The organism is Lysobacter alkalisoli (genome assembly GCF_006547045.1).
Lineage (GTDB): Bacteria > Pseudomonadota > Gammaproteobacteria > Xanthomonadales > Xanthomonadaceae > Marilutibacter > Marilutibacter alkalisoli.
Genome location: NZ_CP041242.1, coordinates 492,679 through 508,159, shown reverse-complemented (window position 1 = coordinate 508,159; position 15,481 = coordinate 492,679). Strand labels below are relative to the sequence as shown.

The window sequence follows — 15,481 nt, the reverse complement described above, 5'->3', positions numbered from 1 at the left end:
GACGGAACGCGAATCGGCCGCAGCCGCACTCGCGAATCAGTATCAGGAAGAAGTGCCAGTAAAAGGAGTGCGCGCCGGAACGGCGCAAGACGCTCAGGCTGCCTGTTGCAGCATCGGCAGCGGCAGTTCGCGGACCGGGCCATGGGCGTCGAGGATCTCGGCGGCGAGTTCCAGGCAACTGCCGCAGTTGGCACCGGCGCCGGTGCGCATGGTCAGCTCCGGCACGCTGCCGCAGCCGGCTTCGGCCGCCTCGCGGATGTCATGCTCGGTCACCCCATTGCAGATGCAGACGTACATAGGTGCGGAACGGCCCGTTCGCCACGCAGCCGGATCGGCTGCACGGATATTCCACTACGAATGAGAATGATTGTCAATCGTTGGCCGTATTCAGCCTGGAACCTCAACCCGATCCGCCGCGATCGTGCCCATGGGGTCGGCCATCGATACGGGCGCCGGGCTCGCGATTCCGCGGCCGCGGCCGGTTTCGACCGCGCTGCCAGCCGGCGATACGCGGGTCGGGTTCACGCACCGGCACCGCCTGGGTCCCCGCTATCTGGCGCGCGAACGGCGCAAGATGGTCCAGCGCGCGGGCATAGACGCCGCGCTTGAACATCACCACATGCTCGACCGGGTACCAGAAGTCGACCCAGCGCCAGTGGTCGAACTCGGGCGTGTCGGTCAGGTCCAGGCGCAGATCTGTTTCGCGTCCGACCAGCCGCAGCAGGAACCAGACCTGCTTCTGGCCGATGCAGACCAGCCGGTCGTTGCGGCGGATCGCCCGCTGCGGCAGTCGATAGCGAAGCCAGCCGGGGGTGGCGCCAAGCACTTCGACGTGCCCGGGCAGCAGGCCGGTCTCCTCGCGGAGTTCGCGATACATGGCCTCGATCGGGGTTTCGTCGCTGTTCATCCCGCCCTGCGGGAACTGCCAGCCGTCGCGGCGCACGCGGCGGGCCCAGAACAACCGGCCGTCGGGGCGCATCAGGATGATGCCTACATTGGGTCGATAGCCGTCCGGATCGATCACGATGCGGACTCCCGGAATTCATTTGACTTGCGTCACTGGCATCGACTCTGCCACGCCGCCGCCGGCACCACAAGCCGCCCTGCCGCGCACTTCACGATGATTGACAACATCCCCGATAACAGGAAAAATTCGCGGTTCGCCCCATGGCTATGTAGCTCAGCCGGTTAGAGCACGTCACTCATAATGACGGGGTCGGTGGTTCGAGTCCACCCATAGCCACCATCGCCCGACGACGCGGCGAAAGCCATGCGGCTACGAGCCCATCCAGCTAGAAGCATGCTCCGGCCCGCGGTCTCGCGGGCCTTGTCGTTTCCGGCCAAACTGTTTCGCGCAGCGTGACGGGCGCTTCGCCGATCCGAGGTTCCAGCCATGGACATCTTCAAGGTCTTCACGATCGAAGCCGCGCACCGCCTGCCCAACGTGCCGGAAGGTCACAAGTGCGCGCGCCTGCACGGGCATTCGTTCCGGGTCGAGATCCACCTGTCCGGCGAGTTGGACCCGACAGCCGGCTGGGTGATGGATTTCGCTGACGTGAAGCAGGCCTTCCAGCCGCTGTACGACCGGCTCGACCATCACTACCTCAATGACATCGAGGGCCTGGAGAACCCGACCAGCGAGCGTCTGGCGGTCTGGATCTGGGAACGGCTCAAGCCGGCCCTGCCACTGCTGAGCGAGGTCGTGGTGCACGAAACCTGCACCTCGGGCTGCCGCTACCGCGGCTGAGCGTCACACAACTCATTGATTCTTCAGCACTTTAGTGATCGAAGCTGAACGGCAATCCGACGGCCGCCTGCCGTTGTTGCATCGCAACAAAAAGGGGGATATGCTGCAACGCACAAACCGGCATCCCGTCGGTGTTCCCCCGAGCAGGAGTTCGTCATGTACCCGCAGTTCAATGAGCAGTTCATCGCCGCGACGCGCCAGTTCGCGGACACCGCCGCACAGATCAACCGCCTGACCCTCGAGAATGCCGAGGCCCTCTTCGGCCTGCAGCTGGCTGCGGTCGAGGAACGCGCCACCGCGACCTTCGCCTTCTTCGAAGAGGCCACCGAGGCCCGTGACTTCGACGGCCTCAAGGCCCTGTGGCCGAAGGGCGTGCAGGTTGCACGCGAGAACGTCGAGCGTGCAGTGAGCACCGGCCAGGAGGCCGTCGGCCGCACCCTGAAGACCAACGAGGCGATCGCCGAGCTGACCAAGGGCCAGTTCGAGTCGGCCGCCAAGACCGCGCAGGCCAACGTCGAGAAGGCCACCAAGGCAGCCGCCAAGGCCGCAAAGTAATAAAGCGACAAAGCGTACCGTTTCTCCAGGCGCACGGGCTCCCTCCCTCCGCCGCGTCTGGATCCAACCCGGCAGCTTCGGCTGCCGGGTTTTTTTATGGTTCTTCGCCTGATCGCGGAGATCGCCTTCAGCGAAGGCGTGGACGCTACCGTTTGCGTTCGACCGCCGGTACTCGCCGCTACCTGACTGTCCCGACGCGACCTGCCGGCCTTGACGGCGAATGTCCCCCGGCCGCCGCCCGTGGCGGCGGCCTCCTCCTTGATTTCGCCGTCAAGGCCGGCAGGCCACCTCGGGTCGCGCGGCCACGCTGGAACGCGAAGTCGGCCCTCCCCCCGGAAGTCCGCTTCCAGGACCATCATTCATGTCGGAACGCCGGGGGCGAAGGCCCTTGGGTGCGAAATCAAGGAGGAGGCGCCGGCCCTGGCCGGTGCCGGGGGACATTCGCATCCAAGGGCCTTCGCCCCCGGCGCTCCAGTCATCCAACAGATCCGGCGCTTTTCCCTCAATCAGGGGAAGAACTCTTCTTTATTGTCCGCGCACTACGTTTGCCTTTGCAGCATGTGTCTTTAGAGCCTGTTATTGGTTGCAGGATTGATCGCCGGCCGGTTCACCTCCACAATACTGGACCCATTGGTTCAGTAAACTAATGGGAGTGGGCGCCGTCCGGCATTGTCCGGACCATGGCGTCACCCCACCTGCTCCACCACTACCGGCGCCATCGCCGCGAGGCTTCCCCCATGCCGAAATATGCAGACAAGCGCCCCCCTTCCACGCGCAAGCGCATGATCCTGATGTTGATCGGCGCGATCGTCGTGTTCGGCGGCGTGTTTGCGGTCAAGGCGTTCTTCGCCGCGCAGACCAACAAGTTCTTCGACAACATGCCGCAGCCGGCGGTCGCGGTCAGCTCGGCCATCGTCCAGACCCAGCAGTGGAACGACGCGGGCGAATCCGTGGGTACCTTCGTCGCGGTCAATGGCACCGACGTCACCACCGAAGCCGGCGGCGTGATCCGCTCGCTCGAGTTCGACGCCGGACAACCGGTCAAGGCCGGCACGGTGCTGGTGCGGCTGAACACCGCCAACGAGGAAGCCACGCTGAAATCGCTGGAGGCGTCCGCCCGCCTGGCCGCCACGCAGCGCGACCGCTGGCAGCAGCTGGCCCGCGAGCAGTTGGTGTCGCGGGACGAGGCGCAGCAGCATGCCACCGCCGCAGCCACCGCACAGGCGCAGGCAGACGCGCAACGCGCGCTGATCGCACAAAAAACCATCCGTGCGCCGTTCTCCGGTGTGCTCGGCATCCGCAAGGTCAACCTGGGCCAGTACGTCTCGCCCGGCACGGCCATCGTCAGCCTGCAACAGCTGGACCCGATCTACCTCGATTTCAGCCTGCCGGAACAGCAGATGGGCAAGGTCAGGGAAGGCGGCAAGGTCCAGGCCACCGTCGACGCGTTGCCCGGCCAGGTGTTCGAGGGCGAGGTCACCGCGATCGAGCCGCTGGTCGATTCCAGCACCCGCAACTTCAAGGTGCAGGCCACGTTCCAGAACCCCGATGGCGCACTGCGTCCGGGCAGCTTCGCCAAAGTCGGCTTCTCCCTGGGCAGCGAGCGCGAGGTGATGGTGATCCCGCAGACCGCGGTCAGCTTCAACCCCTATGGCAACGCGGTGTTCGTGATCGACAGGACCCCGCGTGCGGAGGGCGAAAAGGACATGCAGGGCAATCCGCTGACCGGCGACAAGCTCACCGTGAGCCAGCGTTTCATCAAGACCGGCACGACCCGTGGCGACCTGATCGTGGTCACCGAGGGGCTGGAACCCGGCGATGAGGTCGTGACCAGCGGCCTGCTGAAGCTGCGCAACGATGCCGAAGTCACCCTCAACAACAAGGTGCAACCGGCTGCGGACGAGCAGCCACGTCCGGAGAACCGCTGATTTTCTGCCCGTCATCCCCGCGCAGGCGGGGATCCATGGACGTTGAACCCACCAACATCCAAGTCCATGGGCTCCCGCCTTCGCGGGAGCGACGAGCAGAAAGAGGCCTCACATCAGAATCCCACAGCGCCACCCCCACAAGGCCGCTCGCATGAAATTCACCGATATCTTCATCAACAAGCCGGTCCTGGCGATCGTCCTCAATCTGTTCATCCTGTTGTTCGGCCTGCGCGCCTACAGCGAGTTGAACGTGCGCCAGTACCCCGAGTTGCGCAACGCCGTGGTCACCGTCAACACCACCTACTTCGGTGCCGACGCCGACCTGATCGAAGGCTTCATCACCACGCCGCTGGAGCGCGAGATCGCCAGCGCCGAGGGCATCGATTACATGACCTCGACCAGCTCGGCCGGGGTCAGCTCGATCTCGGCCTACATCCGCCTGGACCAGGACCCGAACGAGGCGCTGACCCAGATCGCGGCCAAGGTCAACAAGATGCGTGGGCAGCTGCCGCCGGAATCCGAGGATCCCGTGATCGACCTGCAGCAGGGTCAGCAGATCGCGGCGATGTATCTGTCCTTCGCCAGCGAAACGCTCGACAACAACCAGATCACCGATTACCTGACCCGGGTGATCCAGCCCAAGCTGGTCACGGTGCCGGGCGTGCAGCGCGCCGACATCCTCGGCGCCGGCACGTTCGCGATGCGGGTGTGGCTCAAGCCTGACCGCATGACTGCACTCCAGGTCACCGCCAGCGACGTCTCCACCGCGCTGCAGTCGAACAACGTGCTGGCCGCGGTGGGTTCGACCAAGGGTCAGATGGTCGCGATCGACATGACCGCGCGCACCGACCTGCGCACGCCGGAGGAATTCCAGAAGCTGGTGATCCGCGAGCAGGACGGCGCGATCGTGCGCCTGGGCGACATCGCCGACGTGATGCTGGGATCGGAGAGCTACGGTACCTCGGTGCGCATGAACGGCGAGGCTGCGACCTTCGTCGGCGTCTTCGTGTCGCCGGACGCCAACTCGCTCGACGTGATCAAGGACGTGCGCACGCTGTGGGACGAGCAGATCATTCCGCAACTGCCGCAGGGCATCAAGGGCTCCGTCCCCTACGACAGTACCGAGTCGATCCAGGAAGCCATCGACGAGGTGGTGAGTACGATCGTGGAGGCGGTGATCATCGTGATCGTGGTGATCTTCCTGTTCCTGGGCTCGCTGCGCAGCGTGCTGATCCCGGCGATCGCGGTGCCGCTATCGCTGGTCGGCGCGCTGTTCCTGATGATGCTGATGGGCTTCACCATCAATCTGCTGACGCTGCTGGCAATGGTGCTGGCGATCGGCATCGTGGTCGATGACGCGATCATCGTGCTGGAGAACATCCACCGCCACATCGAGGAGGGCATGACGCCGCATGCCGCCGCGCTCAAGGGCGCGCGCGAGCTGGCCTGGCCGGTGGTCGCGATGACCACCACCCTGGTCGCGGTGTACATACCCATCGGCTTCCAGGGCGGTCTGACCGGCGTGCTGTTCACCGAGTTCGCCTTCACCCTGGCCGGCGCGGTGCTGCTGTCGGGCGTGATCGCGCTGACCCTGTCGCCGATGATGAGCGCGAAGATCCTCAAGGAGCACGATCCCGAACACCCGAAGGGCCGTCTCGAGGCCTGGCTGGACCAGAAGTTCGAGACGCTGCAACGCGCCTACCAGCGCAAGCTGCATGGCGCACTGGAAACCAAGTCGGTGATCGCCGTGTTCGGCGCCATCGTATTGGTGTCGTGCGGGTTCCTCTACGCCACCGCACCGAAGGAACCGGCGCCGGTCGAGGACGAGGGCTTCATTTTCTCGATCGCGATGGCGGACCCATACGCCACCCTCGACTACGTGGAGCGCTACACCGAGGAGATCACCGCGATCTCCAAGACCGTGCCGGAGGTCGACAATTACTTCCTGTTCAACGGCGGCTTCGGCAGCGGCGGCGGCGGCGCCAGCCCGTCGGCGATGGCCGGCTTCGTGCTCAAGCCCTGGAGCGAGCGCTCGCGCTCGACCAACCAGGTGCTGCAGCAGAGCCTGCAGCCGCAGATCAGCGAGGTCACCGGCCTGAACGTATTCGCGATGGTGCCACCCTCGCTGCCCAGCGCGGGCGGTGACGGCGGTGGCGAATTCGTGATCGGCGGCGTCGGCGACCTCAGCCAGTTGTCGGAACTGGCCGACGCGATCCTGCAGCGGGCGATGGAGAGCAAGCGCTTCATCTTCCTCGACAAGGACCTGAAGATCGACAAGCCGCGGATCGAGGTGGACATCGACCGCGACAAGGCGGCCTCGCTCGGCATCGACATGCGCACGCTCGCGGCCGACATGGCGGCGTTGCTGTCGGGCGGCTACACCAACCGCTTCGCGATGCAGAACCGCTCGTACCGGGTGATCCCGCAGGTGCAGCGCAGCGACCGCCTCAATGCCAGCGATCTGGAGAACTACTACACCCGCACCCGCGATGGTGAGCTGATCCCGCTGTCGACCGTGGTGACACTGAAGGAGAGCACGCAGCCGCAGTCGCTCAAGCGCTTCCAGCAGCTCAACGCGGTGGCGATCACCTTCGCCCCGCGCCCGGGCGTGAGCAAGGGCGAGGCGCTGGCGATCCTGGAGAAAGCCGCCAACGAAGTATTGCCGCAAGGCTACAGCGTCGACTACGCCGGCGAGTCGCGCCAGTTCAAGCAGGAAGGCTCGGCGATGCTGGTGACGATGGGGCTGGCGCTGATCATCATCTATCTGGTGCTGTCGGCGCAGTTCGAGAGTTTCCGCGATGCGCTGATCATGCTGTTGACCGTGCCGATGGCGATCTGCGGCGCATTGCTGACGCTCAACGTGCTGGCGCTGCTGTCGAACATCCTCGGTTTCTCCGGAATCGAGGCATTCCCGGGCATGAGCATCAACATCTACACCCAGGTCGGCCTGGTGACGCTGGTGGGCGTGATCTCCAAGCACGGCATCCTGATCGTGGAGTTCGCCAACAAGCTGCAGATCGAGCAGGGCCTGAGCAAGCGCGAGGCGATCGAGCAGGCCACCGGGATCCGCCTGCGCCCGGTGCTGATGACCACCGCCGCGCTGGTGTTCGCGATGTTCCCGCTGCTGCTCGCCAAGGGCCCGGGCGCTGCCTCGCGCTTCTCGATGGGTATGGTGATCGCCTCCGGCATGACCATCGGCACGCTGTTCACCCTGTTCGTGCTGCCGGCGTTCTACCTGTACCTGGCCCAGGACCATTCGGCGCAGCGGCACGGGGACGAGATCGAAGCGATTCCGGAACCGGTGACGTAACGATTCCGTAGCCCGGACAGGCAACACGACGAAGGCGGACGCAGCAATGCGTCCGCTTTTTTTGGTTCTTCGCCCAGTCGAGGGGAAAGCGCCGGACCTGCTGGATGACCGGGGCGCCGGGAGCGAAGGCCCTTGGATGCGAATGTCCCCCGGCACCGGCCAAGGCCGGCGCCTCCTCCTTGATTTCGCACCCAAGGGCCTTCACTCCCGGCGTTCGGACATGACTGGTGGCCCCAGAAGCGGAATCCCGGGAAGGGCCGGCTTCGCATTCCAGCCTCCGTAGCCCGGGTAAGGCAAAGCCGCACCCGGGATTCGGGCACACACGTCCCGGGTGCGGCTCCGCCTTGCCCGGGCTACCGTTATCGGTTATCGATCCAGCAGCGCCGACACGTCCAGCGGCACCTCGGCCAGCGTCTTTTCGGCCAGAATTCGCAGGTCGTCGAGGTGCGGCAGGCGCCCGAGACACGGCGCTTGCAGGCGACTCTGCAGCAACGCGAAGTTGTCGTCGGCCCGCGCCATTTCCGGGTCGATGCCGTTGGCGATCCAGCCGGCCAGGCGCAGGCCATCGGCCTCGATCGCGCGCGCGGTGAGTCGGGCATGATTGATACAGCCCAGCCGCAGGCCGACCACCAGCACCACCGGCAGGTCCAGCGCGCGCACCAGGTCGACCTGGTCCAACGTCGCCGACAGCGGCGCGGCCCAGCCGCCGACACCCTCGACCACCACGTGATCCGCACTTCGGGACAGACGCCCGAAGGCGGCAGCGATCGGATCCAGTGCGACCTCGACCCCGGCCGCACGCGCGGCCAATTCCGGCGCCAGCGGTTCGGGCAGCGCGAACGGGTTGACGTCGTCATAGCCCGGAACCGGATCGCTGGCTGCCTGAAGCAGCAACGCATCCTCGTTGCGCCAGCCGTCAACGGTCCGCTCGCAGCCGCTGGCCAGCGGCTTCATCCCGACCGCGCGCAGACCGCGCGCGCGCAGCGCGTGCAACAGGCAGGCGCTGGCCACGGACTTGCCGATACCGGTATCGGTGCCGGTGACATAAACGCCTTCGATCATGAAGCTCCCTTCTCCGATGCGTCGCGCTCGGCGAGGCGGGCATCTACCCGCCGCCCAACGCGGTAGCCATAAGCCGGCAGGATCACTGCCATCAGTCCGTAAGCCAACCCCGGCAGCGCCAGCCACCAGCCCTGACCTTCCGGCAGCAGCAGGGCAAGCACCATCGACAGCACAGCGCAGCCGATGTAGACCGCATGCACCACCACTTCCGAGCGCAGGATCAGTCGTTCGGCGGCATCCAGGCCCAATTCAGAAGCTTTCCGCAGGCCATGCCGGTTGAGTATCACAACCAACATCGCAAGCGTCGCAAAGCCCACGCCGTAGATCACGAAGATCAGGCGGAACTCGGCAAAACTCTCCACCCGGAACTCGCTCGGCGCCCAGCCCGCAGTCATGAAGTGCATCGCCGCCGACATCACCATCCGCAACGGGTACACATAGAACAGGGCCGTCGCGACCAGCGCCAGGCTCAGCACGACAACCCCGGTGTTCTCCAGCCCGAGCCGCCGGCAGAAGCGGTAATGGGCATGCCAGAACAGGGCCAGGATCGCGAACCCGGCAATGAAAGCCGGGAACCGGCGCAACGCCTCGTACAGTTCGGCGAAGGTTTCCGGCATCGCGCCGAAGGAAACCACCAGCAGGGTCACGGCAAAGGCAAAGGCCGCGTCGACGAAGGTCTCCACCCGCGTCACCGAGCTTCCACGCAGGCGGAACCCGTTGTCCACCGGCAGTTGGTGCAGGTCCATGGTCTCATCCCCCGGATCGGTTTCGACCGCACGAATGGTAAGCCTGAACGCGCCGCGGCGTACTGCTAGACTCCGGGGATGTTCGCCGCCACCGCCCTCACCGGCAGCAAGCCGGAACAGTATGCCCAACTCGCCGAGCAGGCCCGCGGCCTGGTCCATGGCGAGCACGACCGCATCGCCAATGCCGCCAATCTGGCCGCGCTGATGTTCAACAGTCTGCCGGACCTGAACTGGGTCGGCTTCTATTTCTTCGATGGCAACGAACTGGTGGTCGGCCCGTTCCAGGGCCTGCCGGCCTGCGTACGCATTCCGCTCGGCAAGGGGGTGTGCGGAGTGGCCGCGGCGAGCCGCGAAACCCAGCGCGTGGAAGATGTCGATGCCTTCCCCGGCCACATCGCCTGCGATGCCGCCTCACGCTCGGAGCTGGTGGTGCCGCTGGTCGACAATGATGGCGGCCTGATCGGCGTGCTCGACCTCGACAGTCCGTTGCGCGGCCGCTTCGATGCCGACGACCAGGCCGGGTTGGAAGCCATTGCCCGTATCTATATGGAACAAACCACGGGGAACGCACCGGCATGACTCTGCCCAAGCTCCGCAATATCGGCCCCAAGAGCGCGGCGTGGCTGCGCCAGGTCGGCCTGCACACGCGCGAGGAGCTGGAGGCGGCGGGGCCGGTGGAGGCCTACATGCGGATCAAGCGTGCCGGCTTCAAGCCGACCATGAACCTGCTGTACGCGATCGAGGGCGCGCTGTGCGACTGCCATTGGCAGGAGGTGCCCGAACCTCGGCGGCAACAACTGGTTGCCGAGGCCGAAGCCGCGATCGAGCAACTGCCGCCGCCGCGCTACAAGCCGGCCGCGGCACCGGTGCGCACGACGGTAATGACCGCCGATACGGTCGAGCCGCCGCCCCCGGGAGCAGTGGAGAGTGGAGAGGAGTGAGAAGCGAGTGGGGGAGAGCCTGCTTTTTCTCTCACTTCTTACTCCTCTCCACTCACTCCTCGCCTTTGGCGTAGACTACGCGCGCTTCGAGGTGACCCAGGGCCGACCGGCCCGGGTTGAAACGGGAAGCCGGTGACCTGCCGCGATCGACCACTGAATCGATCGGCGCGCAACATTCCGGCACTGCCCCCGCAACGGTAAGCAGGCAAGGTTTCCGACACGGGCCACCGTGCAGCGCGCGGGAAGGCGTCGGAAGCCGGGGCGTCCATCCGGCCGCCTGCCCTGCAAGTCCGGAGACCGGCCTCGTGGGCGGACCATGCCGATGACTGCACACCGGTCGCGGCAGGCCCATGACTGATTGCGATGCGGAGGGCATCGCGGCAGCGATGACGGCATGCTGCCGTCCGTCGACGCCTCGCTCCTCCCACGCGTAACCCGAACGCAATGCGTGGCCGCCAGGCCCGCGATGGAGAGAGCCCCCGATGTCCGCAAAGATCCTGTCCCTGGCCGTTGCCGCCGCGCTGGCTACCGCCGTATCGCCGGCCCGCGCCCAGAATGCGACCGACCTCGACGAGGTCACCGTCACTGCCAATCGCACCGCGATCAGCGTCAACGACGCACTGGTGCCGGTGGAGGTGATCGACCGCGAGGCGATCGAGCGCAGCCAGGCCCGCGACCTGCCCGATCTGCTGCGCGGCCGCGCCGGCATCACCATCGCCAACCAGGGCGGTGCCGGCAAGCTGAGCACGCTGTTCCTGCGCGGCGCCGAGTCCGACCACGTGCTGGTGCTCATCGACGGCATCCGCGTCGGTTCGCCGACCTCGGGCCTGGTCTCGTTCCAGGACCTGCCGCTGGCGATGATCGAGCGCATCGAGGTCGTGCGCGGCCCGCGTTCCAGCCTGTACGGCGCCGATGCGATCGGTGGGGTGATCCAGATCTTTACCCGCCGCGACCGCGAGGGCCTGCACATGCGGGGAAGTGCGACGGTCGGCAGCCACGACTATGCCCAAGGCACCGCCGGCCTCGGCGGCCGCAGCGGCAATGCCTGGTTCGGTCTCGACACCGCCTACACCAATACCGAAGGCTTCGACGCCTGCCGCGGCCGTGGCCCGGACCCGTCGGATCCGTTCGACTTCGGCGCCGGCTGTTTTGCCGACGAACCCGACGACGATGGCTACCGCAACCGCTCACTGTCGGCCCGCGCCGGTATCGACGCCACCGAGACCCTCTCGCTCGGTGTGCACGCGCTGCGCGCCGAGGGCCGCAACGAATACGACGGCAGCTTCCAGAACCTGTCCAAGATCACCCAGCAGGTGATCGGCGCCAACGCGCAATGGCAGCCGTCGGACGTGGCGGCGTTCAAGCTGGTCGTCGGCCGCAACAGCGATACTTCCGACAACTACAAGGACAGCAACCCCGCCGGCCGCTTCGACACCGACCGCGACAGCGCCACCGTGCAGGGCGACTTCACCTTCGCCCGTGACCAGATGCTGACTATCGGCTTCGACTGGCTGCGCGACCGCGTCGAGGGCAGCACCGAATATGCCGAGACCTCGCGCCGCAACCACGCCGGTTTCGTACAGTACCAAGGACGGTTCGGCGCACACTCGTTCGAGGCCAGCCTGCGCCGCGACGACAACGAGCAGTTCGATGGCCACACCACCGGCAGTGTGGCCTGGGGGATGGGCTTCGGCGACGGCTGGCGGATCACCGCCGGTTACGGCACCGCGTTCAAGGCACCGACCTTCAACGAACTGTACTTTCCGTTCTTCGGCAACCCCGACCTGAAGCCGGAAGAATCGAAGAGCTGGGAGCTGGGCCTGGCCCGGCGCGGGGACGCGATCAACTGGCGCATCGACGCATTCGACACCCGCGCCGACAACCTGATCGCCTACGACGCCGGCATCTTCCTGCCCAACAACATCGAAAGCGCACGCATGCGCGGTGCCGAGGTCGGCATGGACACCGAGCTGGCCGGCTGGGTCGTCAATGCCAGCGCCAGCTTCGTCGACACCGAGAATCGCGAAGGCTTCTTCGCCGGCAACAAACTGCCGCGCCGCGCCGACCACAACGCGCGCATCGACATCGATCGCGATTTCGGTGCCGTGCGCCTCGGCCTGACCGGCGTCGCCGAAGGCAGCCGCTACGACGATGTCGCCAACAGCACGCGCCTGGGCGGCTACGCGACCTTCGACCTGCGCGCCGAGTACGCCTTCCACCCCGACTGGACCCTGCAGGCCCGCGTCGCCAACCTGTTCGACCGCAAATACGAGACCGTGGCCTGGTACAACCAGCCCGGCCGCGAGTGGTTCCTGACCCTGCGCTACGCGCCGCAGTGAACCGGTCGCGTCCGCGGACACCATCGTCCACGGGTGCGGCAAGGCGGCTGCGTCGATGCAGGGCGCAGCGCCTCAGCCGTTGATCGGATGCCGGCGGCGGAACATCTTGTAGAGCTCCATCGCGAACAGCACGATGAGGGCGAGCGCACCCAGCTGCAGGCCCTCGGCGATGGTCATTGCCTGCAGCGAGAGCAGATCGCGCAGCGGCGGAATCGCGAGCACCGCGATCTGCAGCAGCTGGGTGCCGATCACGGCGGCGACCAGCAAGGGGTTGTGCCACAGCGGGATCCGAAATGCCGATTCGCTCTCGGAGCGGCAGTTGAAACAGTGTGCGTTCTCGCACCAGACCAGCAGCCACAACACTGCGCCTTGCGCGGCCACGTGCTCCATTCCGGTCGCCAGCGCGAAGTAATAGAACACGTAACCGATCGAGCCGATCACCGCCCCGCCCAGCAGCACTTGCTCGATCATCCGGCGATCGAACACCGGGGCATTGGCCGCGCGCGGGCGGCGCTGCAACACGTCAGCCTCACCCTTCTCGAATGCAAGCGCGACGTGTTGCATGCCGTTGGTGACCAGGTTCAGCCATAGCAGCTGCACTGCGGTCAGCGGCTGCGGCAGGCCGGTCAACGTGGCCACCAGCACCATCATGACCTCGGCCACGCCGGTGGAGATCGCCAGCGCGATCACCTTGCGCAGGTTGTCGTAGGCGATCCGCCCTTCCTCGATGCCGGAAACGATCGAGGCGAAGTTGTCATCGGCCAGGACCAGATCGGCGGCGTCGCGGGCGACATCAGTGCCGGCCTTGCCCATCGCCACGCCGATGTCGGCAGCATGCAGGGCGGGCGCATCGTTGACGCCATCGCCGGTGACCGCGACCACGTGCCCATCGCGACGCAGGGATTCGACGATCGCCAGCTTCTGCAGCGGCTCGGTACGGGCGAACACGCTGGCCCGGCTGGTTGCCGCATCGAACCCCTCGACGGGCAGCGCCGCCAGTTCGGCCCCGGTCACGACGGCATCCGGCGTCAGCTCCAGTCCGAGCTGGCCGGCAATGGCAGCCGCGGTGCGCGGATGGTCGCCGGTGACCATGACCACGCGGATGCCCGCGCTCTGCGCCGCGTGGACGGCACCGCGGGCCTCGGGCCGCAATGGATCGATCAGGCCGGCGAAGCCCAGCAGGCACAGTCCGCCCAGCCCGTCCTCATGTGCGTTCGCGACCCGGCCTTCGGCCACGGCGATCACCCGGTAGCCGGCACCGGACAGATATTCGACCGCCGTCTGCGCCGCGGGGGCGACATGCCCGCATAGCGAGAGGATGGTTTCCGGCGCCCCTTTGGCATACGCGACCAGCCCCTCCGCATCGGCGTGTATCGAGGCCGCGAAGCGCTTCTGCGGCTCATAGGGCACACGCGCGACGACCAGCGCAGGATCGTCGTCGTCCGGACACCAGCCGTGTGCCGCCGCGGCGTCGAGGAAGGCCAGGTCGACCGCATCGCCACTGACGCCCTCGCCGCTGCTGGCCGCACGTTCGCTGGCACGCGCGGCTGCGACCAGCAGCGACTTCGACGCGGCGGCATCTGGCGCGACCTCGCCGGCGCCGGCCACCCATAGCCGCTCGACCGTCAGCACGTTCTGGGTCAGCGTGCCGGTCTTGTCGGTCGCGATCAGGGTGCAGGCGCCGAGCCCCTCGACCGCCGGCAGATGCCGCACCATCACGTTGCGCAGGCTCATGCGATGGGTCGCGATCGACAGGGCTACGGTCATCGCCACCGGCAAGCCTTCCGGAATCGCGGATACCGCCAACGCCACCGCAAGCAGGAAAATGTCGCCGGCCGAAGCGCCGCGCATCAGTTCCAACGCGGTGATCAACGCGATCACCACTACTACCGCGACCACCACATGGCGGGTGAAGCGGGCCATGCGCCGGACCAGCGGAGGCGGTGCGTCGGGCCGCTCCAGTTCCGCCGCCAGCTGGCCGACCGTGGTCGAGTCGCCACTGGCCACCACCACTGCCAGGCCACGACCGACCTGGATCGTGGTTCCGGCATGCAGCATGGTCACGCGCTCGGGCAGCGGCGTCACGCTCTCCAGCATGGCATCGGCGTGCTTGAGCACCGCCGCCGATTCGCCGGTCAGCAGGCTTTCGTCGACGAGCAGGTTGCGTGCCTCGATCAGGCGCAGATCGGCCGCCACGCGTTCCCCGCTCTCGACCTGGACCACATCGCCCGGCACCAGCACTTCTGTCGGCAGCCGCTGCAGGCGGCCGTCGCGCCAGACGGCCACGGTGCCTTTGATCAATGCGCGCAACGCACGCGATCGCGTCTCCGCCCGCCATTCCTGGAAGCATCCGATGGCGGCATTGATCAGCAGCACGGCGAAGATGAAGACGGCATCGGCCATGTGCGACAACAGCAGCGAAACCAGGCCGGCCGCCAGCAACAGATAGATGAAGGGACTCCTGAACTGCGTCAGGAACACCTCCAGCACGGTCCGACTACGCCCTTCCGGCAACCGGTTCGGCCCGTGGCATGCCAACCGCGCCTCGGCGTCGGCCGCACTCAGGCCAGTCCGGGAACTGGACAGCCCTGCTAGAACGGCGTCCGTGCCCTGGCAATGGAATGGAGGTGTCTCGGGGGCCATCGGCTCGCGGCGATATCGACGGGAAGAGTGCCGCCACGTTAGATCCGCCGCTTGCGCGTGGAGTTGATCACGATCAATCGACCGGTTTCCCGGTATCCGCCAGCGGCGCGAGCGACACTTCCGGATGCGGGCCTGCGTTGATCCAGATCAAGCCCTTCGACCGCATACAGGGGTCCAATGACCGACATCAACCGATCCCACGAGCGGCTG

12 protein-coding genes, 1 tRNA gene and 1 riboswitch are annotated in these 15,481 nt (G+C 66.5%); of the genes, 8 read left to right on the top strand and 5 right to left on the bottom strand.

Annotated features, from left to right (window positions below):
* Positions 1-93: 93 nt before the first annotated feature.
* On the bottom strand, positions 94-297 hold the full coding sequence (locus tag FKV23_RS02210; protein WP_141622390.1) for a (2Fe-2S)-binding protein: 204 nt from the start codon (positions 295-297) through the stop codon (positions 94-96).
* A gap of 103 nt (positions 298-400) precedes the next feature.
* Positions 401-1,024, bottom strand: a complete 624-nt coding sequence (locus FKV23_RS02205; protein WP_141622389.1) for an RNA pyrophosphohydrolase — start codon at positions 1,022-1,024, stop codon at positions 401-403.
* Between the two features lie 145 nt (positions 1,025-1,169).
* On the opposite strand from FKV23_RS02205, the gene FKV23_RS02200 reads away from it, so the two are divergent.
* The 5 genes from FKV23_RS02200 (at position 1,170) to FKV23_RS02180 (ending at position 7,540) form a co-directional block, all read left to right on the top strand.
* A tRNA-Met gene (locus FKV23_RS02200) sits at positions 1,170-1,246 on the top strand.
* Between the two features lie 147 nt (positions 1,247-1,393).
* The gene (gene queD / locus FKV23_RS02195; protein ID WP_141622388.1) at positions 1,394-1,747 is read left to right on the top strand and encodes a 6-carboxytetrahydropterin synthase QueD; all 354 of its coding nucleotides are present in this window, start codon (positions 1,394-1,396) and stop codon (positions 1,745-1,747) included.
* A gap of 156 nt (positions 1,748-1,903) precedes the next feature.
* Positions 1,904-2,302 carry a phasin family protein gene (locus tag FKV23_RS02190; RefSeq protein WP_141622387.1) on the top strand — a complete coding sequence of 133 codons (399 nt, stop codon included), beginning with the start codon at positions 1,904-1,906 and terminating at the stop codon, positions 2,300-2,302.
* Positions 2,303-3,039: 737 nt separating this feature from the next.
* Complete coding sequence (locus tag FKV23_RS02185; RefSeq protein ID WP_167284900.1) at positions 3,040-4,230, top strand: efflux RND transporter periplasmic adaptor subunit; 1,191 nt, start codon at positions 3,040-3,042, stop codon at positions 4,228-4,230.
* 151 nt (positions 4,231-4,381) lie between these two features.
* Entirely contained in the window at positions 4,382-7,540 is a 3,159-nt protein-coding gene (locus FKV23_RS02180) for an efflux RND transporter permease subunit (RefSeq protein ID WP_141622385.1), read from the top strand.
* 366 nt (positions 7,541-7,906) lie between these two features.
* Here FKV23_RS02180 and bioD read toward each other — a convergent pair whose 3' ends face one another.
* Together bioD and FKV23_RS02170 are read right to left on the bottom strand one after the other, a co-directional pair.
* On the bottom strand, positions 7,907-8,602 hold the full coding sequence (bioD, locus tag FKV23_RS02175; protein ID WP_141622384.1) for a dethiobiotin synthase: 696 nt from the start codon (positions 8,600-8,602) through the stop codon (positions 7,907-7,909).
* Entirely contained in the window at positions 8,599-9,348 is a 750-nt protein-coding gene (locus FKV23_RS02170) for a TMEM175 family protein (RefSeq protein WP_167284897.1), read from the bottom strand. Before FKV23_RS02170 ends, bioD begins: the two co-directional genes overlap by 4 nt.
* A gap of 78 nt (positions 9,349-9,426) precedes the next feature.
* On the opposite strand from FKV23_RS02170, the gene FKV23_RS02165 reads away from it, so the two are divergent.
* From FKV23_RS02165 to btuB, 3 genes are all read left to right on the top strand, one after another.
* Positions 9,427-9,927 carry a GAF domain-containing protein gene (locus tag FKV23_RS02165; RefSeq protein WP_141622382.1) on the top strand — a complete coding sequence of 167 codons (501 nt, stop codon included), beginning with the start codon at positions 9,427-9,429 and terminating at the stop codon, positions 9,925-9,927.
* On the top strand, positions 9,924-10,289 hold the full coding sequence (locus FKV23_RS02160; RefSeq protein ID WP_141622381.1) for a TfoX/Sxy family protein: 366 nt from the start codon (positions 9,924-9,926) through the stop codon (positions 10,287-10,289). The genes FKV23_RS02165 and FKV23_RS02160 overlap by 4 nt, the downstream gene beginning before the upstream one ends.
* A 71-nt stretch (positions 10,290-10,360) precedes the next feature.
* Positions 10,361-10,609, top strand: a riboswitch (cobalamin riboswitch).
* 162 nt (positions 10,610-10,771) lie between these two features.
* Positions 10,772-12,628, top strand: coding sequence for a TonB-dependent vitamin B12 receptor (gene btuB / locus FKV23_RS02155; protein WP_141622380.1), 1,857 nt, complete (start codon positions 10,772-10,774; stop codon positions 12,626-12,628).
* 72 nt (positions 12,629-12,700) lie between these two features.
* On the opposite strand, the gene FKV23_RS02150 is transcribed toward btuB, so the two are convergent.
* Entirely contained in the window at positions 12,701-15,271 is a 2,571-nt protein-coding gene (locus FKV23_RS02150; protein ID WP_141622379.1) for a cation-translocating P-type ATPase, read from the bottom strand.
* Positions 15,272-15,481 lie beyond the last annotated feature (210 nt).